Below are 17515 nucleotides of genomic sequence, written 5' to 3'. Positions count from 1 at the left end.
CCGGGACCAACCGCAGGATGTCTCGCCCACTGCCCGGTGTCTGTAATTACCATCTGCCTTAAGCGTACGTCCTTCCCTATGTAGACGGTGTTAAGAGGGAGGCGGAATCCATTAAGAAGGCATTAAAGGCGGCCCGGATTGTCCGCGTCATCGAGAAAGGGAAGGCCCCAACGCCAAAGGCCCGCAGCTCCGACCCTGGAAAAAGGATCAGAGTGCGGGCCTTTTTAACTGCCGCGATTGGAACGGATAAAGCTACCGGAAAATTGATGTCGAGCTGCGTGTTGAAGGTGTTATCGATCAATATGCCTCGACGTAGTCCAAAACCAGGATCCGGCAGTCCTCCCGGCGCCCGGTTTCGGCAATGCCGCGGATCGCCTTGACCACCTTTGCCACCAGGTCGTCGGCAGCAACGACGTCGACCCGGACTCGGGTGATCATGTCGACTACGTACCGCGCGCCCCGGTAGGTCATGGTCCCTTCGCAGCTGTGGTTGTGGGTGATTACCTCGGTTTCCATGATCTCCTCGACCCCCATCTCTTCGAGGGCGAGTTTGACTTCGTCCACCTTGGCCGGTTTGATGATCGCTTCGACAAGTTTCATGACCTATCTCCCCGGTGCCTTGCGCACCTGACGTGGCACCCGCTACGGGCGCCCCTTTTCCTGAGACGTTACCAGGCAGACCGCGGTTCCCTTGCGCGCCAGGTCGCCGGGGAGCATGTTTCCGGCCACGACTTCCCCACGGACGTAGTACTCACCGTTGAGCGCGATGACCTTTACCTTGCCGACTTCCCGGGAGCCGGCTGCGGCGTCCGGTGGGTAGCCGCGGTAAACGGTGAGGATGTCGTCGACCTTGATCTCGTGCCGGGCGCAGTCGGGCGGGTTGTGGAACATGAAGACCCTGGATCCGACGCCGAGGCCGGCCTCCTTGCGGACCGGTGCGGACTCCCGGTTCGGGAAGGGGTACCACACCGCGCCCGCGACGGTCGTAACCACCAACGGAGCCATCACGACGATCAGCTGGAATATCTTTTTCATGGCATTGCCTCCTGACTTGCTGGTACTGCTTGCGATGAAGGGGAGGTTATCTCTGCAGCCATTAATTGGGTGTGAAAAGGAGAGGCGAAGGCGTTAATTCGGCATTAAATCCTGCGGCGCGGAAACCCGGAAGCTACAGCCCCTCGGTGATGAGCACCGCCTCGGCGATCCTGCGCATGCTGGTCTTTTTGTCGCGGGCCACCTTGCGGATAAAGCGGAAGGCCTCGTAGGGGTAGAGCCCCTGGGCGCGGTAGAGGATCGCCTTGGCCTTTTCGATCAGGTTCCGGCTCACCACCGTCTCGTTCAGGTCCCGGACGCTCTCCTTGAGGATTTCCACTTCCTCGGCATGGGCGAACGCCATCTCGATCGCCGGCAGGATGTCCTTGTGTCGGAGGGGTTTGACCAGGATCGAAGTGACCCCCGCCGCCTTTGCCTTGCGCAGGGTATCGTAATCGCAGCGTTCGGTTAAAAGCAGGATCGGAATCCCCAGCTTCTTCCTGATTTCGCGGGAGGCACTCAACCCATCCAGTTTGGGCAGAGCGGCGTCAAGGATCGCGATGTCGGGAGGGGTGGAGGCGGCCATCGTCACCGCCGATCTTCCGTCGCTGCACTCGCAGACCTTGTCGAACCCAAACGACCCTAACGTTTCAGCAAGCCCGCTCCGGACCGCCGGATGAGCGTCACCGATGAGTACCGACTTCATGGAAACCTCCGATTACAGCGAAAACGCCAACACGATGGCGCCGGCGCAGAAGAAGATGACAGTCACCGCCTGCTCCGATAACTTCTCGCACTTCTCGACCAACTGATAGCAAAGCGCCATCAGGACGCTGGCCAGGCAAAACATCATCGGCAGCATCAATATCAGGTTCATGGTGGCTCCTCGATCGTCCAACCTCAGTGCATGTGGATGGATATTCGGCAATCCCGGGCAAAATCAGCACACCAGCATCAGAAGTACCGACATCCCAAGTACCGTCAGCATGACTCCGGCCGTAAAACCGGCCACTACGGTCAGGGCAAACTGCGTCGACTTCCTGACCTCGGCATCCATGGTCACCACCCGCGCGATCAGCTCTTTCATTCGCACTATCCTCCGCTTGGCTTCGATTGGCTTCATGACCGGACCCACCCTGGCAGTTTGTACCTTACCCCCTTCGACATTAATACTGTGTTTAGAGATGGTCCAAATCCGTGAAGAAAGCATTAAACGATCGAAGACGCCTTGGTCCTGGGATACGAAGGAAGAATGCCAGTTATGTGAAAAACCAGTGTTGGTCATTGCATCAGGACCTTAGCTCCCTCGCCCTCCGGGGGCGCGCGCGACAGCGCGAGCTTGCGACGGCCGGGGTGAGGGGCTGCCGTAGGCCGAAGAGCTCGGATTTGGACATTCCGTGGCACATTCCCCCGCCCCCTAACCCCCGCCCGCCAGGGGCGGGGGGACCTGGCCACGGAGATTGCGACATACTGCACATAGCTAACAGGACTACGCTGGAAAAACGCCATTTACACAAACTGCTTTACACGCCCTACAGGCCCTTTGTCCGGGAGATGGTCCCCTTGTACTCGCAGATGGTCTTCTTGTTCTTGAAGATGGTCTTCTTGTCTCCGCAGATGGCCCCCTTGTCTCCGCAGATGGTCTCCCCGTTTCTGCAGGTGGTTTCCCCGTTTTTGCAGGTGGTCTCCCAGTTTCTGCAGATGGTTTCCGAGTTTCTGCAAACGGTCTCCGAGTTTCTGCACACGGTCTCCGCGTTTCTGCAGACGGTCTCCCAGTTTCTGCAGACGGTCTCCTAATTTCTGCAGATGGTCTCCGAGTTTCTGCAGGTGGTCTCCCAGTTTCCGCAGGTGGTCTCCCAGTTTTCGCAGATGGTCTCGCAGTTTCCGCAGATGGTCTCGCAGTTTCTGCAGATGGTCTCGCAGTTTCTGCAGATGGTCTCGGGGTTTCTGCAGATGGTCTCGGGGTTTCTGCAGGCGGTCTCGCGGTTTCTGCAGGCGGTCTCCAAGTTTCTGCTGACGGTCTCCCAGTTTCTGCTGACGGTCTCCAAGTTTCTGCTGACGGTCTCCTCGTTTCCGCAGATGGACCCCTTGTACCCCCTTGGTGGACTCTAGGCAGTCAGAAAAGCTTGCATTTATGAAGAGGTTCTTTACAGTTGTCAGAGTTGTTGCCCTCGGTGCACTTTGAGGGCCAGGAGGGAAGTCTTAGCTTGGGAATACGATATTCCCACGGGAGTGACCCATGAAACTTATGTTTTCAATGTTGATGCTGTCGGCGTTGTCTCTCTTTTTCATTGCTCCTGTGCCTGTCGATGCGGTCTCCTATCCAGTTTCTCCCCATCGCGAGATCTCAGAACATACCGCCATGACAGTGGGGGCGACGGTCTATCTGTTTCACAGCGGGACTCCCGACGTAAAAAAGGCCGTTGCCGTCAGCGATATCCTGGTCGTCTTCGGGGAGCGGCATGGAGAACTGACCGAGGTGGGAAAGATCAAGGTGCGTTCCTACCTGGGAGACTGTTACCTGCAGGGAGAGGTGCTCGAAGGGGAGGTCAGGCATGACGACGTTGCCAGGAAGAGCGGAGCGGCATTGCTGGTGATCCTGAAGGAGGAGATGATGAAATAGATGATCCGCCTGTCGCAGGCTGATCCTGTAGGATGGGCACCCTGTGCCCACGCGGAGGATGGTGGGCAGGGGCTGCCTACCCTACGACTCCGCCAATGTTGCCTTTTTCTGTGGGAGCGCCATTCCTGGCGCGATCCGCCGGAGGCGGTAACGGTGGTATGGTTGATCGCGCCTGGAAAGGCGCTCCCATAGGGGTAATCCCTGATGGTCGCCATCCAAATGCCACTTACCGAAAGCCTCCTCCTCTCCGCCTGACGCCCCTCCCCGCCTCACCTTAACACGCTCTTGACGTCGTTTTAATGCCGTCTTAATGCCTTTCGGGTGCCTCTTTACACCGTCTTTACGCGGTAAGCGCTATCGTGACAATCAGAAAGTAACGCCACGAAAGCGCAGGTACCGTTATGAAAATCTATCTGTTCGACCCAGAAACCGGCATCTACCAGGGCGAGGATTTTTGCGATCCCCCGTCGATGACCGCCACCCGTGAATTACCTTCTGGAACCACAACGGTTTCGCCGCCAAGCTACGGCCCCGGCCTGGTGCCGGTCTTCCGGGAAGGGCTCCGCAGTTGGGAACTGGTGAGCAACATGACCTTGAAAGCACAGGTGAGGGACGACCATGAACGTGTATGAATGGCTCCAGACGATTCTGTTTTTCGTGCTGCTTCTGGCCCTGGTCAAACCGATGGGAACCTTCATGGCCAAGGTCTTCCAGGGCGAGCGTACCTTCCTTTCGCCCGTGTTGATCCCCTGCGAAAACCTCGTCTACCGCATCTGCGGTGTGGACAAGGATGAAGAGATGGGCTGGCAGCGTTACGCCGTGGGGCTTTTGCTCTTCAACCTCGCCAGCGGCATCGCTCTTTTCCTGATCCTGCTGCTCCAAGGCATTCTCCCGCTGAACCCTCAGAAGTTCCCGGCCTTCTCCTGGCACCTCGCGCTCAACACCGCCATCAGCTTCATGACCAACACCAACTGGCAGGCCTATTCCGGGGAGAGCGCGGCGAGTTACTTCACCCAGATGGTAGGCTTCGCGGTGCATAACTTCCTGTCCGCGGCCACCGGCATCGTGGTCGCCATCGCGGCCATCCGAGGCTTCGTGCGGCGCCGCACCGCGGATCTCGGCAACGTCTACGTCGATCTCACCCGGTGCACCCTTTACATCCTGCTGCCGCTTTCCATCATCTTTGCCGTGTTCCTGGTCTCCCAGGGGTCGATCCAGAACTTCAGCGCCTACAAGACGGTGCCGCTGGTCCAGGAGACGAACTACGACAAGCCGAAGCTGGACGACAAGGGAAACGCCATCAAAGACGCCAAGGGTAACCCGGTCACCGAGAACGTGAAGGTGAAGGAAGTCACCATCCCGATGGGACCGGTCGCCTCCCAGGAGGCAATCAAGGAACTGGGCACCAACGGCGGCGGTTTCTTCAACGCCAACTCGGCGCACCCCTACGAGAACCCGTCCCCGCTCACCAACGTGGTCGAGGTCTTCCTGATCCTGTTGATCGGCGGGAGCCTGACCTACACCTTCGGCTACCAGGCGGGAAACCCGCGCCAGGGGTGGGCCATCCTCGCGGTCATGCTGGCGATCCTCTGGGTGGCCATCGCAGTGAACTATGGGGCGGAATCCGGCGGTAACCCGCTCGTGGCCAAACTGGGTGTTCAGTCGGTGAACCTGGAAGGAAAGGAGACCCGTTTCGGGCTCGCCGGCACCTCCCTGTTCACTACCGCGACCACCGGCACCTCCTGCGGCGCGGTCAACGCGATGCACGACTCGATGACCCCGCTCGGCGGCATGGTTCCCCTTGCGCTGATCCTTCTCTCCGAGGTGGTTTTCGGCGGGGTGGGGACCGGGCTCTATACCATGGTCGCCTTCGTCGTGATCGCGGTCTTCGTCGCCGGGCTCATGATCGGGCGAACGCCCGAGTTCCTCGGCAAGAAGATCGAGGTGCGCGAAATGTGGATGTCCATCGTCATCGTGCTCACCTCGGGAATCCTGGTCCTGATTTTCTCGGCGCTGGCACTTCTGGTCCCCTCGGCCGTCGCCTCGATGGCGAACCCGGGTGCCCACGGCCTCTCCGAGGTGCTCTACGCCTTCGCCTCGATGTCCAACAACAACGGGAGCGCCTTCGCAGGGCTGAACGCGAACACCGTCTTTTACAACGTGAGTGGCTCGTTGGCCATGTTTTTGGGCCGCTTTGCTCCGATCCTCGCCTCTCTCGCCATGGCGGGCTCCCTCGCCCAGAAGAAGTACGTCCCGCCCAGCCTCGGGACCCTGCCGACCGACAAGGTCCCCTTCGCGCTCTGGCTCACCCTGGTCATCCTCATCGTCGGCGCACTCACCTTCTTCCCGGCGCTGTCGCTCGGACCGATCGTCGAACACCTGATCATGCTGGGAGGTAAGTAACATGTCGAAACACGCACCCGAACCGATTTCCATGTTCGACACGCGGATCATGAAGCCCGCGCTGGTCGATTCATTCAAAAAACTCGATCCCCGCACCCTGTGGCGCAACCCGGTCATGTTCTGCGTGGAGATCGCGAGCCTCATCACCCTGGTGACCTTCGCCCTGTCGCTTGCCGGCACCAACAAGGAGCCGGCCTGGTTCACCGGGCTGGTCTCGATCTGGCTCTGGCTCACCGTCATCTTCGCCACCTTCGCCGAGTCGCTCGCCGAGGGGCGCGGTAAGGCGCGGGCGGCGTCCTTGAGGAAGAGCCGCACCGAAGTCACCGCGAAGAAGCTGAAAAAGCCGGAATTCGGCAGCCCCTTTGAGGCCGTCCCGGCCGAGTCGCTGCGCAAGGACGACTACATCCTGGTGGAGGCCCAGGAGATGATTGCCGGTGACGGCGATGTCGTCGCCGGGGCCGCCCTGGTGAACGAGGCGGCGGTCACCGGCGAGTCCGCCCCGGTGGTGCGCGAGTCGGGCGGGGACCGCAGTGCCGTCACCGGGGGCACCGAGGTGATCGCCAACTCGATAATCGTCCGCATCACCGCCAACCCCGGCGAAACCTTCCTGGACCGGATGATCTCCCTCATCGAAGGCGCCAAACGGAGGAAGACCCCCAACGAGATCGCGCTCGAAGTGCTTTTGATCGCCCTCACCCTGGTCTTTTTGCTGGTCTGCGCCAACATCAGCCCGCTCTCCATCTACAGCGTCAAAGCCGCCGGGCACGGCTCCCCGGTCTCCTTAACCGTGCTGGTCGCGCTCTTCGTCTGCCTGGCACCTACCACCATCGCGGCGCTTTTACCCGCCATCGGGATTGCGGGTATGGACCGGCTCTTCCAGAAAAACGTCATCGCCCTTTCCGGACGCGCCATCGAGGCGGCCGGGGACGTCAACGTCCTTTTGCTCGATAAGACCGGGACCATCACCCTGGGCAACCGCGAGGCGGTGGAATTCGTACCGGTAGGGGGCCATACCGAAGGCGAGCTCGCCGAGGCGGCGCTGATGTCGTCCCTGTGCGACGAGACCCCGGAAGGGCGCTCGGTCGTGGCGCTGGCCAAAAAGAAATACGGCCTTGCCATGAACGCCCCTGCCGATGCCCGCGAGATTGCCTTCTCCGCGGAGACCCGCCTCTCCGGGATCGACACCGGCGGCAGAAAGTACCGCAAGGGGGCGTCGGATTCCGCCGTCGCCTTCGCCAAGGGGCAGGGCGCGACCTCGATTCCCGCCGATCTCGCCGATGTGGTGGACCGCATCGCCCGGGCCGGTGCGACCCCGCTGGTGGTGAGCTGCGACGCCGAGATCTTCGGGGTGATCAACCTGAAGGACATCATCAAGGGGGGAATCCAGGAGCGCTTCCAGCAGCTGCGCAGCATGGGGATCAAGACGGTCATGATCACCGGGGACAACCCGCTCACCGCCGCGGCGATCGCCGCCGAGGCCCAGGTGGACGACTTTTTGGCCCAGGCGAAGCCCGAAGACAAGCTCCGCCTGATCAAGGAGAACCAGGAGGCCGGGTTCATGGTGGCGATGACCGGCGACGGGACCAACGATGCCCCGGCGCTTGCCCAGGCCGACGTGGCGGTTGCCATGAACACCGGGACCCAGCCGGCTCGCGAGGCGGCGAACATCATCGATCTCGATTCCAACCCGACCAAGCTCCTGGACATCGTGGAGGTCGGCAAGCAGATCCTGATGACCCGGGGCAACCTGACCACCTTCAGCATCTCCAACGACGTCGCCAAGTACTTTGCCATCATCCCGGCGATGCTCATCACCATCTACCCGCAGCTTGCCGTTTTGAACGTCATGCACCTGGCGACGCCGCTGAGCGCGATCCTGTCGGCGGTCATCTTCAACGCGATCATCATCCCGATCCTGGTGCCGCTCGCGCTGAAGGGGACCAAGTTCCGCCCGATGCCCGCCGAGAAGCTTTTGATCCACAACCTCCTGGTCTACGGGGTAGGGGGGATCATCGCCCCGTTCGTGGGGATCAAGGCGATCGACCTCGTGGTGGCGATGTTTGCCTGAAGCCGACGGTACCCCCGACCCCATCCTCACCCTGTCCGTCGCAGGCTCGTGCTGCCGCACCCGACCCTTGAAGGAGAGGGGACGCTATTTTCGGGGCTGGATGCCCCTGGAGGATTCACGACATGAGAGAGTTACGACCGGCATTGTTTCTGTTCATCCTGTTCACCGTCATCTGCGGCGGGATCTATCCGGCCATCGTCACCGGGATTGCCTATGCGGTTTTCCCGAACCAAGCCAAGGGGAGCCTCATCGTTGACAAGAACCATCGCGAGGTCGGCTCGGCGCTGATCGGCCAGCCGTTCTCGGACAGCAAGTATTTCTGGCCGCGCCCTTCGGCGGCGACCGATTTCGGCTACAACCCGATGGGCTCCGGAGGCTCCAACTCCGGTCCGACCAACCCCGATTACCTCAAGACGGTGGCGGACCGGGTGAAGGCGCTGCGCGACAGTGGCGTCCTCGGCCCCATCCCCGCCGACCTGGTGCAGGCCTCGGCGAGCGGACTGGACCCGGACATCACCCCCGCTGCGGCGCGGCTGCAGATCCCGCGGGTGGCCAAGGCACGGGGGATGGCGGTGGCCGAGGTCTCGCGGGTGGTGAATGAGCACCTTAAGGAACGCCAGTTCGGTTTTCTGGGCGAGCCGCGGGTGAACGTGCTGGAACTGAACCTGGCCCTGGACGCCGCGAAGTAACACAGGGGTTGAAGCCCCCCTTTGTTAAAGGGGGGAGTAAAAGGTGCCATAATGCGCAGCGACGAAGAAGCACGCCCATCACCCGAGACCCTGCTCAAGGTCTGCCAGGCCGAGGAGGCCCAGGAAGCGAGCGGCAAGCTCAAGATATTCCTCGGCTACGCCGCCGGAGTGGGGAAGACCTATGCCATGCTGGAGGCGGCGCAGCAGCGGCTGCGCGACGGCCGCGACGTGGTGGTGGGCTACGTCGAGTCCCACGGCCGCAGCGAGACCGATCTCCTGCTCCAGGGGCTGGAGAGCGTCCCCAAGGCGCAGATCGAGTACCTCGGGGTCATCCTTCCCGAGATGGACATCGATGCGGTTCTTAAACGCAAGCCTCAGATCGTCCTCGTGGACGAACTGGCCCACACCAACGCCCCCGGCTCCCGGCATGAAAAGCGCTGGCAGGACGTGGAAGAACTTCTTTCCACCGGGATCGACGTCTACACCACCGTCAACATCCAGCACTTCGAGAGCCTCAACGACATCGTGGCCCAGATCACCGGCGTCATCGTCCGCGAGACGGTTCCGGATTCGCTCCTGGACCGGGCCATCGAGATCCGGCTGGTGGACATCCCCCCGGAAGACCTGCTGCAGCGGCTGCGCGAGGGAAAGGTCTACATTCCCGAGAAGGCGGCGCGGGCCACCGAGAAGTTCTTCAAGCCCGGCAACCTCATGGCCCTGCGCGAGCTTTCGCTGCGTAGGGCCGCCGCCCGCGTCGACGACCAGATGCGGGCGTATATGGAATCCCGCTCCATCGCCGGCCCCTGGCCGGTCGCCGACCGGCTTTTGGTCTGCGTCAGCGGTAGCCCGTTTTCCGAGCGCCTGATCCGCACCACGCGGCGGCTGGCCGACGAGATCAAGGCGCCCTGGCACACCGTCTACGTCGAGACGCCGGGCGGGGGAAAGCACGTGCGCGAAAACCGGGCCCGGGTCTGGAAGGACCTCCGCCTGGCGGAGAGCCTCGGGGCCCAGATCTCCAGCCTGACCGGGGTTTCCGTCGCCCAGGCCCTCATCGATTACGCCGTCAAAAACAACGTCACCAAAATCGTGGTCGGGAAACCGACCAAGTCGCGCTGGCGGGAATTTCTGCGCCAGCCGCTGGTCGACCAGGTGATCCGCCTCTCCGGGTCGATCGACGTTCACGTGGTGAGCATCACCGCCGAAGGCGCGGCGCCGAAAATGGCGCGGCAGAAGCGACCGATGCCCTGGTCCGGGTACCTCAAAAGCATCGCCCTGGTGCTCGCGGCGTCGATCGTCTGCGAGCCGGCGCACCAGCATCTCGCCCCGACCAACCTGGTCATGGTGTACCTGCTGGCGGTAGTCCTGGCGGCGGTCCGGCTGGGGCGACGCGAGTCGATGCTCACGGCCTTCTTAAGCGTGCTTGCCTTCGACTTTTTCTTCGTGCCGCCGCGCTTCACCTTTGCCGTGTCCGACACGCAGTATTTCATCACCTTCGCCGGGCTGTTCATGGTAGGGGTAGTGATCAGCACGCTGGTTTCGCAATCCCGCGAGCGGGCCGACTCGATCCGGGAACGCGAGCTCCAGACGGCAAGCCTCTATCATTTGAGCCGCGGCCTTGCCGTTTCCTCCGACCTGGAAGCGATCCTCGCGGAGCTGGTGAAAAACGTGGAGGAGAGCCTGGGGGCCAACGTGATGGTGCTGTTGCCGGACGGAGAACGGCTGGAGGAACGCGCCGCCAGCACCGGAATGGCGCTTTCCATCAAGGAACTGGCGGTCGCCGACTGGGCCTTTCGCAACCACTCGCCGGCGGGACGCGGCACCGATACCCTCATTTCGGCCGAGCTTCTCTACCTGCCGCTGCAGACCTCGGGCGACGTCCTGGGGGTGGTGGGGGTGAAGCTCCGGGACGAGTTGGAGTACAGCTCGGCACTCAGCCGACGGCTGTTGGAGGCGTTTGCCACCCAGGTGGCGCTGGCCATCGAACGGGTCCAGTTCGGCAAGCAGGCCGAGCAGGCACAGATCCTCCAGGCCCGCGAGACCCTGGAACGCGCCCTTTTGAATTCCATTTCCCACGACCTGCGCACCCCGCTTGTTTCCATAACCGGAGCGCTCGGAGCGCTCCGGGACAAGCTGAATCCGCTTCTCGAGGAAGCGCGTGAAGACCTGCTCGATGCGGCGTGGGAGGCGGCGGGGCGGCTGAACCGCTTCGTGGGGAACCTGCTCGATATGACCCGTTTGGAGTCGGGAGCCCTCAAGCTGAAGGAGGTTCCCTGCGACGTGGAGGACCTGGTCGGCTGTGCCATTGCCGCGGTGGAGCCGCAGCTTGGGAAGCGCAAAGTGGAGTTGCGGATCGACGAGGGGCTGCCGCTGGTGAACATGGATATGGTCTTGATGACCCAGGTTCTGGTAAATTTGCTCGACAACGCGCTGAAGTACTCGCCGCGGGAAAACCCGGTCGAGCTTGCCGCGACCCTGGTGCGGGAGCGGCTGACCCTCGCGGTCTCCGACCGTGGCCCCGGCGTACCGGAAGGGGAACTCCCCCACATCTTCGACAAGTTCTACCGGGTGCCGGTACCCGAAGGCGCCGGTGGAACCGGCTTGGGGCTTTCCATATGCAAGGGGATCGTGGAGGCCCACGGCGGGACCATCGCCGCGGAAAACCGCTCCGGCGGCGGACTGCAGGTAGTGGTGACGCTGCCGGTGCGGTGACGGAAAACTCCCTCTCCCGAAGGGAGAGGAGTTATTCGGTAGCGGTGACTCGTAAATTGAAAAGGAAAGGCAACCTTGACATGAAAACCGACAGCACGAAACCGCGGGTCCTGATGGTCGATGACGAGGTGGCAATCCTGCGCTTTCTCCGGGTTGCCCTGCAAAACGAGGAATTTTCGCTTTACGAAGCGGAAAACGGGCATTCGGCGCTCGCCGCGGCGGCCGCGGTCCGTCCCGACATCGTCCTGCTCGACCTCGGGCTTCCCGATTTGGACGGGGTCGAGGTGATCCGCCGGGTGCGCGAGTGGTCCCAGGTCCCGATCATCGTCCTTTCGGTGCGCGACAGCGAGGACGACAAGGTCGGCGCTCTCGACGCCGGTGCCGACGACTACCTGATCAAGCCGTTCAGTGTCGGCGAACTCCAGGCCCGGATGCGGGTCGCGCTGCGCCGCTCGCTGCAGCCGGGGCCCGAACCGGTGGTGCGGTGCGAGGAGTTGGAGATCGATCTGCCGCGGCGCCGGGTAACTCTTTCCGGTGCCGAGGTCCAGCTGACCCCTACCGAGTATGAACTGTTGCGGCTTCTGGCTGCGCACGCCGGACGGGTGCTGACCCACGGGCAGATCATGAAGCAGGTCTGGGGCGGCAGCTACGGCGACCAAAACGTGCTCCGGGTGACGGTCCGGAACCTGCGCCAGAAGATAGAGCCCGACCCCTCCCGCCCGAGGTATCTCATCACCGAACTGGGCATTGGATACCGACTGAAGTGCGATTGAACGGCAGGGACCAGGATGAAATGGATCTTCCCCCTCGAGCGCTAACCTGGTGGGAGCGCCCTTCCGGGCGCGATTAATCGCGACCACCGTTACCGCCTTCGGCGGATCGCGCCTGGAAAGGCGCTCCCACAGGGATGGGCTCCCGATTTGCAGTTGGCTGGCACTTCGGCTGCGTAGGAGGTTTCCCCGACCTCCGACCTCCGACCTCCGACCTCCGACCCCCGCTTCTTGATACTTTCTTGACACCTTTCCCCCCCATCTTGATCCCGGTTTGAGACGAATGGCGCTACCATGCGATCATCAAGGGATGCGTGCGCCAGGGGCGCTCCGCTGCACCTGAATCAAGAAGCTGTGAAGGAGAGGGCATGGACACGACTGCTACCGCCAACGGGGCCAACGGGGGATGGTTCAAACGCATCATCCGCATGGTATTCGGAGCTCCGAAGTATCTCAAGGATCCCCACCTGTTCCACAAGATGTCCCTGATCCCCATCCTCGCCTGGGTCGGCCTGGGCGCCGACGGACTTTCCTCCTCCGCATACGGTCCCGAAGAGGCCTACCGCGCCCTCGGCAGTCACACCTACCTCGCCATCCTCCTCGGCCTTTTTACCGCGATCACCGTTTTCATCATTTCCTACGCCTACTCCCGCATCATCGAGCACTTCCCGCACGGTGGCGGCGGCTACATCGTGGCGACCCACATGCTGGGGGAAAAGGCGGGTGTTGTTTCCGGCAGCGCGCTGCTCGTCGACTACGTCCTCACCATAACCGTTTCCATCGCCTCCTGCGTGGACGCGCTCTTCAGCTACGTCCCGAACCAGTTCCACGTCTGGAAGGTCACTGTCGCCTGCCTGCTGGCGGTGCTCCTCATCGTACTCAATATCCGCGGGGTAAAGGAATCGATCTCGGTGATGGCGCCGATCTTCATGGTCTTCGTCGTCTCCCACGTGGTCATGCTCCTGGACGGGATCTTCACCCATACCGACAAATTGGCGCCGATGGCCCAGGATTTTCACCAGGGAATAACTCATGACATCTCGAGTATCGGGATCGTCGGGATCATGCTCCTCTTCCTGCGTGCCTACTCCCTCGGGGGCGGTACCTATACCGGGATCGAGGCGGTCTCCAACGGTCTCCAGATCATGAGGGAGCCCCGGGTGCAGACCGGGAAAAGGACCATGGTCTACATGGCCACGTCGCTTGCCTTCACCGCCGGGGTGCTCTTCCTTTGCTACTCGCTGGTCGGCATCAAGCCGGTGGAAGGCAAAACGCTCAACGCCGTCCTCGCCGACGGGCTCTTTTCCCACTGGCCCTTCGGCAGCGCGATCGCCTTCATCACCATCTTCTCCGAGGGGGCACTCCTTTTGGTTGCCGCCCAGACCGGTTTCGTCGACGGTCCCCGCGTCATGTCCAACATGGCGGTCGACTCCTGGTTCCCGCACCGCTTTGCGGCCCTCTCGGTCCGACTCACCATGCGCAACGGCATCGTACTCATGGGGGCGGCCTCCATCGCCCTTTTGCTCTACACCAAGGGAAGCGTCTCCGCCCTGGTCGTCATGTACTCCATCAACGTCTTTTTGACCTTCTCGCTGTCGCAGCTCGGGATGTCGCGGCTCTACATCCAGCGCCGCAAGGAAGATCCCCAGTGGATCCGCCACCTTTCGGTGCACCTGGTCGGCTTGGCGCTCTGTGCCACCATCCTCGTCATCACCACGATCGAGAAGTTCACCGAGGGGGGGTGGCTCACCCTTTTGATCACCTCGATCGTCATCGGTTGCTGCTACGTGATCAAGGGACACTACCTTTCGGTGCGCAAGGGGATGAAACAGCTCGACGAGGCGCTCCTCGATTTTCCGACCTCCGGCCCGGTGAACACCCATGCTCCCGCCAAGACCGAACCCACTGCGATTCAGCTCGTTTCCGGCTACAGCGGCTTCGGGGTGCACACGCTCCTCTCCATCGTCACCACCTTCCCCAAGACCTACAAGAACATCATCTTCGTGTCGGTGGCGGTCATCGATTCCGGGTCCTTCAAGGGGGCGGAAGAGATGGAGGCGCTGGAAGCCTCGGCCCGTGCCGACCTGGAGAAGTACGTGGATCTCGCCCAGCGGCTCGGTTTTGCGGCGGACTACCGGCTGGAGGTGGCGACGGACGTCGTCGAGAGTGTGATCGAGGTGTGCAAGGAACTGGGCGAAGAATTCCCGCGCTCCACGGTCTTCACCGGACAGCTCACCTTCCGGCTGGAGAAGTTCTACCACCGCATGCTGCATAACGAGACCGCCTTCTCGATCCAGCGCCGCCTGCAGTGGGACGGGCTCACCACCGTCATCCTCCCGATCCGGATCAGCGCCTGATCTGCGTGGGGAAGCCGGCACCGACCTATTGTGGGAGCGCCATTTCTGGCGCGAATGCCTCTGCGGATCGCGCCAGGAATGGCGCTCCCACAGGGATGGCTCCTTAAGTGCCGACGGCATCTGCTCCCTCCGAAGTACGGGGAGGCATCCCCTGGGCCCCTAACTCCCTGCTACTGGCGAAACGTCTTGTGCTGGAGCCGGGAATTGAATAAAGTGGGGCGATGAGCGATAACCCCAGAGCCTACCTTTCCCCGGGCCTCGCCGCGCGTCCTGCGGTCGGCGGACTCGCCGGGTACTTCGGCGCGCTGGCCACCGTTGCCGCCGCTACCGGTCTGTGCGAGCTGGCCCGCCCGTACCTCTCGCCGGTCAACATGGTGATGCCGTACCTGTTGGCCGTGGTGCTCGTCGCGGTGCGCCTGGGGCGCCGCCCCGCGGTGGTCGCCGCTCTCTTCAGCGTCGTCGACTTCGATTTCTTCTTCGTTCCCCCGCGTTTCTCCTTCACCATCGCCGACAAGGAATTCCTGATCACCTTTTTCGCCCTCTTCGTCGTCGGGGTGGTGATCAGTACCCTGGTGGCCCAGCTCCAGGAGCGCGCCGAGGCGCTCCGGCTGCGCGAACTCCGAACCGCAAGCCTCTACAACCTCACCCGCGAGCTGGCCGCCGCCGTGGACCGCCCCGCGCTGACCGCGGCCCTGGTGAAAAACGCCGAGGCGACCCTTGCGGCGCGGGTCGCGGTATTCCTTCCGGTCGAGGAGCGGCTCGAGGTGGCTGCCTCCAGTCGCGATCTTCCCCTGGGTACCGCCGATTTCGACGTCGCCCTCTGGTGTTTCCGCAGCCGCCGCACCGCCGGCCGCGGCACCGAATCCTTCTCTTCGTCGCGGCTGGTCTTCATCCCGCTCAAGGCGCTTGCCGCCACGCTTGGCGTTCTCGCCATCGAGGTCGCCGATGCCGAACGGGAGCCCGAGGAGATGAACCGGCTCCTCGATTCCTATGCCACGCAGGTGGCCCAGGCCCTGGAACGGATCCGGCTTTCCCGCGAGGCGCAGCAGGCCCAGATCCACAAGGCGCGGGAGAGCCTGGAGCGGGCGCTCCTGAATTCGGTCTCCCACGACCTGCGCACCCCGCTCGCCACCATCACCGGCGTGCTCACCACCGTATTGGAAGAGGGGGAGCGTCTGGGCGAGGGGGCGCGGCGGGAACTTCTGGAGACCGCGCGCGGCGAGGCGGACCGTCTGAACCGCTTCGTGGGAAACCTGCTTGACATGACCCGGCTGGAGTCCGGCGGGGTGGCGTTGAACCTCGAGCCCTGCGACGTGCAGGACCTGGTCGGCTGCGCGCTGGCCGCGGTGGAGAAGCAGACCGCCGGGCGCCAGGTCGACGTTCGGGTCCCGGTCGATCTGCCGCTCGTGCCGATGGACCTGGTACTCATGATCCAGGTCCTGGTGAACCTTTTGGACAATGCCTTCAAGCACTCCCCCGAGGGGTGTCCGGTTGCCATTGCCGCGGAGCGTGCCGGCGGTTCGCTGGTGATCACCGTTTCCGATTGCGGGCCGGGCGTTCCCGAGGCGGACCTGGGGCGGATCTTCGACAAGTTCTACCGGATACCGGTGCCGGAAGGTGCGGGAGGGACGGGGCTGGGGCTATCCATTTGCAAAGGGATCGTCGAGGCGCACGGCGGGGAGATCCGGGCGCGAAACGGCGCTGCAGGGGGGCTGGAGGTGAGCGTATCCCTGCCGGTGCGGGAGGCGTAGCGTAGGTACGGCGGTCGCGGTTGGCAACCTGGGGGGGAGTGAGGACGGGGTTTCTCTGGTATAGAGTCACCGCCTTCGGCGGATCGCGCCTGGAAAGACGCTCCCACAGAGGGAACAGGCGATAACGGGATGCCAACAGGGAATTGGCGTAGGGGGAGAGCGGATGACAGGTGAAGCGGGGGGGAGCCTTCCGAAGATTCTGGTGGTGGACGACGAGACGGCGATCCAGCGCTTTTTGAAGACCGCGCTTGATAACGGCGAATATGCCGTGCACCAGGCGGAGAACGGCCACGCGGCGCTTGCCGCGGCGGTGTCGCTGCGCCCGGATGTGGTCCTTCTCGACCTGGGGCTGCCGGATTTGGACGGTGTCGAGGTGATCCGCCGCATCCGGGAGTGGTCCCAGGTCCCGATCATCGTGATTTCGGTGCGCGAAAGGGAAGACGAGAAGGTGCGGGCTTTGGACGCCGGTGCCGACGACTACCTCACCAAACCGTTCGGTATCGGGGAGTTGATGGCCCGGATCAAGGTGGCCCTGCGCCGCTCGCTGCAGCAGGTCCCCGATCCGGTGCTTCAGATCGGCGCGCTTTGCGTCGACCTGCCCCGGCGCCGGGTCACCGTCGATGGCGTGGAGGTGCAGCTCACCCCGACCGAGTATGACCTCTTGCGGCTGCTGGCGTCCCACGCGGGTAAGGTGCTCACCCACAGCCAGATCCTGAAGCAGATCTGGGGGACTGCCTACGTCGAGCAGCCCCACGTGCTCCGGGTGAACATCAGCAACCTGCGGCGCAAGGTCGAGCCCGACCCGTCGCGGCCGCGCTGGATCGTCACCGAGCCGGGGGTGGGGTACCGTCTCAAAGATGAGGAATAAGAGGCAACCGACGCAGCCCGCTTTAGAACTGGATCTGGCAGCGCTTGGCGGTACCTTCCGGTTTGATCCAGAGCAGGGTCTTCCTGGTGCGGGCGCACCAGTCGCGCACGTCTTTTTCGAAGGTCGGGCAGTCCGCCACGACTTCGAGGATGTCGGACGGCTGCATCTTCACCGCCAGTATGGTTACCTTCAATGTGGGCTGCGGACATTTCAGCCCCCGTGCGTCGAGTTGATGTAGGGCCACC

At 62.7% G+C, this 17515-nt stretch carries 18 protein-coding genes; 12 read left to right on the top strand and 6 right to left on the bottom strand.

Annotation, left to right across the window (positions count from 1 at the left end):
- Window positions 1-297 precede the first annotated feature (297 nt).
- From JFN93_RS07205 to JFN93_RS07185, 5 genes are all read right to left on the bottom strand, one after another.
- Window positions 298-600: a P-II family nitrogen regulator gene (locus JFN93_RS07205; protein ID WP_199383335.1), complete on the bottom strand. Its 303-nt coding sequence runs from the start codon at window positions 598-600 to the stop codon at window positions 298-300.
- Window positions 601-642: 42 nt separating this feature from the next.
- Window positions 643-1035, bottom strand: a complete 393-nt coding sequence (locus JFN93_RS07200) for a hypothetical protein (RefSeq protein WP_199383334.1) — start codon at window positions 1033-1035, stop codon at window positions 643-645.
- Between the two features lie 133 nt (window positions 1036-1168).
- Entirely contained in the window at window positions 1169-1738 is a 570-nt protein-coding gene (locus JFN93_RS07195) for an ANTAR domain-containing response regulator (RefSeq protein ID WP_199383333.1), read from the bottom strand.
- Between the two features lie 12 nt (window positions 1739-1750).
- On the bottom strand, window positions 1751-1909 hold the full coding sequence (locus JFN93_RS07190) for a hypothetical protein (protein ID WP_199383332.1): 159 nt from the start codon (window positions 1907-1909) through the stop codon (window positions 1751-1753).
- Between the two features lie 63 nt (window positions 1910-1972).
- Entirely contained in the window at window positions 1973-2119 is a 147-nt protein-coding gene (locus tag JFN93_RS07185) for a hypothetical protein (RefSeq protein WP_199383331.1), read from the bottom strand.
- A 476-nt stretch (window positions 2120-2595) separates the two neighbouring features.
- Here JFN93_RS07185 and JFN93_RS07180 point away from each other — a divergent pair, with 476 nt between their 5' ends.
- The 12 genes from JFN93_RS07180 to JFN93_RS07125 all read left to right on the top strand — a co-directional run bounded on the left by JFN93_RS07180 (window position 2596) and on the right by JFN93_RS07125 (window position 17270).
- Complete coding sequence (locus JFN93_RS07180; RefSeq protein WP_199383330.1) at window positions 2596-2829, top strand: hypothetical protein; 234 nt, start codon at window positions 2596-2598, stop codon at window positions 2827-2829.
- A 9-nt stretch (window positions 2830-2838) separates the two neighbouring features.
- Window positions 2839-3144: a hypothetical protein gene (locus tag JFN93_RS07175; protein ID WP_199383329.1), complete on the top strand. Its 306-nt coding sequence runs from the start codon at window positions 2839-2841 to the stop codon at window positions 3142-3144.
- Between the two features lie 127 nt (window positions 3145-3271).
- Window positions 3272-3655 (top strand): hypothetical protein, encoded by a 384-nt coding sequence (locus JFN93_RS07170; RefSeq protein ID WP_199383328.1) that lies wholly within the window; start codon window positions 3272-3274, stop codon window positions 3653-3655.
- Window positions 3656-4056: 401 nt separating this feature from the next.
- On the top strand, window positions 4057-4287 hold the full coding sequence (locus JFN93_RS07165) for a hypothetical protein (protein ID WP_199383327.1): 231 nt from the start codon (window positions 4057-4059) through the stop codon (window positions 4285-4287).
- Complete coding sequence (gene kdpA / locus JFN93_RS07160; protein ID WP_199383326.1) at window positions 4274-6058, top strand: potassium-transporting ATPase subunit KdpA; 1785 nt, start codon at window positions 4274-4276, stop codon at window positions 6056-6058. Before JFN93_RS07165 ends, kdpA begins: the two co-directional genes overlap by 14 nt.
- 1 nt (window position 6059) lies before the next feature.
- Window positions 6060-8126 (top strand): potassium-transporting ATPase subunit KdpB, encoded by a 2067-nt coding sequence (kdpB, locus tag JFN93_RS07155; RefSeq protein ID WP_215907709.1) that lies wholly within the window; start codon window positions 6060-6062, stop codon window positions 8124-8126.
- 122 nt (window positions 8127-8248) lie between these two features.
- Window positions 8249-8815 carry a potassium-transporting ATPase subunit KdpC gene (gene kdpC, locus JFN93_RS07150; protein WP_199383325.1) on the top strand — a complete coding sequence of 189 codons (567 nt, stop codon included), beginning with the start codon at window positions 8249-8251 and terminating at the stop codon, window positions 8813-8815.
- 51 nt (window positions 8816-8866) lie between these two features.
- On the top strand, window positions 8867-11524 hold the full coding sequence (locus JFN93_RS07145) for a sensor histidine kinase (RefSeq protein ID WP_199383324.1): 2658 nt from the start codon (window positions 8867-8869) through the stop codon (window positions 11522-11524).
- Window positions 11525-11604: 80 nt separating this feature from the next.
- Complete coding sequence (locus tag JFN93_RS07140; RefSeq protein ID WP_199383323.1) at window positions 11605-12297, top strand: response regulator; 693 nt, start codon at window positions 11605-11607, stop codon at window positions 12295-12297.
- A 365-nt stretch (window positions 12298-12662) separates the two neighbouring features.
- A complete protein-coding gene (locus JFN93_RS07135; protein WP_199383322.1) occupies window positions 12663-14651 on the top strand; it encodes an APC family permease in 1989 nt (662 codons plus the stop codon).
- Window positions 14652-14872: 221 nt separating this feature from the next.
- On the top strand, window positions 14873-16402 hold the full coding sequence (locus JFN93_RS07130) for a DUF4118 domain-containing protein (RefSeq protein WP_199383321.1): 1530 nt from the start codon (window positions 14873-14875) through the stop codon (window positions 16400-16402).
- Between the two features lie 163 nt (window positions 16403-16565).
- Window positions 16566-17270, top strand: coding sequence for a response regulator (locus tag JFN93_RS07125; protein WP_199383320.1), 705 nt, complete (start codon window positions 16566-16568; stop codon window positions 17268-17270).
- 22 nt (window positions 17271-17292) lie between these two features.
- Here JFN93_RS07125 and JFN93_RS07120 read toward each other — a convergent pair whose 3' ends face one another.
- Window positions 17293-17514, bottom strand: a complete 222-nt coding sequence (locus tag JFN93_RS07120) for a sulfurtransferase TusA family protein (RefSeq protein WP_199383319.1) — start codon at window positions 17512-17514, stop codon at window positions 17293-17295.
- Between the last annotated feature and the right edge of the window lies 1 nt (window position 17515).

The sequence above is a fragment of the Geomesophilobacter sediminis genome (genome assembly GCF_016458275.1).
In the GTDB taxonomy this organism is placed as follows: Bacteria; Desulfobacterota; Desulfuromonadia; order Geobacterales; family Geobacteraceae; genus Geomesophilobacter; species Geomesophilobacter sediminis.
This window is presented reverse-complemented; position numbering and strand designations above follow the sequence as displayed.

Coding starts and splice junctions, on each gene's coding strand:
- JFN93_RS07170 (WP_199383328.1), top strand. CDS start 3,272: ATGAAACTTATGTTTTCAATGTTGATGCTGTCGGCGTTGTCTCTCTTT.
- JFN93_RS07190 (WP_199383332.1), bottom strand. CDS start 1,909: ATGAACCTGATATTGATGCTGCCGATGATGTTTTGCCTGGCCAGCGTC.
- JFN93_RS07195 (WP_199383333.1), bottom strand. CDS start 1,738: ATGAAGTCGGTACTCATCGGTGACGCTCATCCGGCGGTCCGGAGCGGG.
- JFN93_RS07165 (WP_199383327.1), top strand. CDS start 4,057: ATGAAAATCTATCTGTTCGACCCAGAAACCGGCATCTACCAGGGCGAG.
- JFN93_RS07135 (WP_199383322.1), top strand. CDS start 12,663: ATGGACACGACTGCTACCGCCAACGGGGCCAACGGGGGATGGTTCAAA.
- JFN93_RS07140 (WP_199383323.1), top strand. CDS start 11,605: ATGAAAACCGACAGCACGAAACCGCGGGTCCTGATGGTCGATGACGAG.
- JFN93_RS07175 (WP_199383329.1), top strand. CDS start 2,839: ATGGTCTCCGAGTTTCTGCAGGTGGTCTCCCAGTTTCCGCAGGTGGTC.
- JFN93_RS07145 (WP_199383324.1), top strand. CDS start 8,867: ATGCGCAGCGACGAAGAAGCACGCCCATCACCCGAGACCCTGCTCAAG.
- JFN93_RS07200 (WP_199383334.1), bottom strand. CDS start 1,035: ATGAAAAAGATATTCCAGCTGATCGTCGTGATGGCTCCGTTGGTGGTT.
- JFN93_RS07205 (WP_199383335.1), bottom strand. CDS start 600: ATGAAACTTGTCGAAGCGATCATCAAACCGGCCAAGGTGGACGAAGTC.
- kdpC (WP_199383325.1), top strand. CDS start 8,249: ATGAGAGAGTTACGACCGGCATTGTTTCTGTTCATCCTGTTCACCGTC.
- kdpA (WP_199383326.1), top strand. CDS start 4,274: ATGAACGTGTATGAATGGCTCCAGACGATTCTGTTTTTCGTGCTGCTT.
- JFN93_RS07185 (WP_199383331.1), bottom strand. CDS start 2,119: ATGAAAGAGCTGATCGCGCGGGTGGTGACCATGGATGCCGAGGTCAGG.
- kdpB (WP_215907709.1), top strand. CDS start 6,060: ATGTCGAAACACGCACCCGAACCGATTTCCATGTTCGACACGCGGATC.
- JFN93_RS07125 (WP_199383320.1), top strand. CDS start 16,566: ATGACAGGTGAAGCGGGGGGGAGCCTTCCGAAGATTCTGGTGGTGGAC.
- JFN93_RS07130 (WP_199383321.1), top strand. CDS start 14,873: ATGAGCGATAACCCCAGAGCCTACCTTTCCCCGGGCCTCGCCGCGCGT.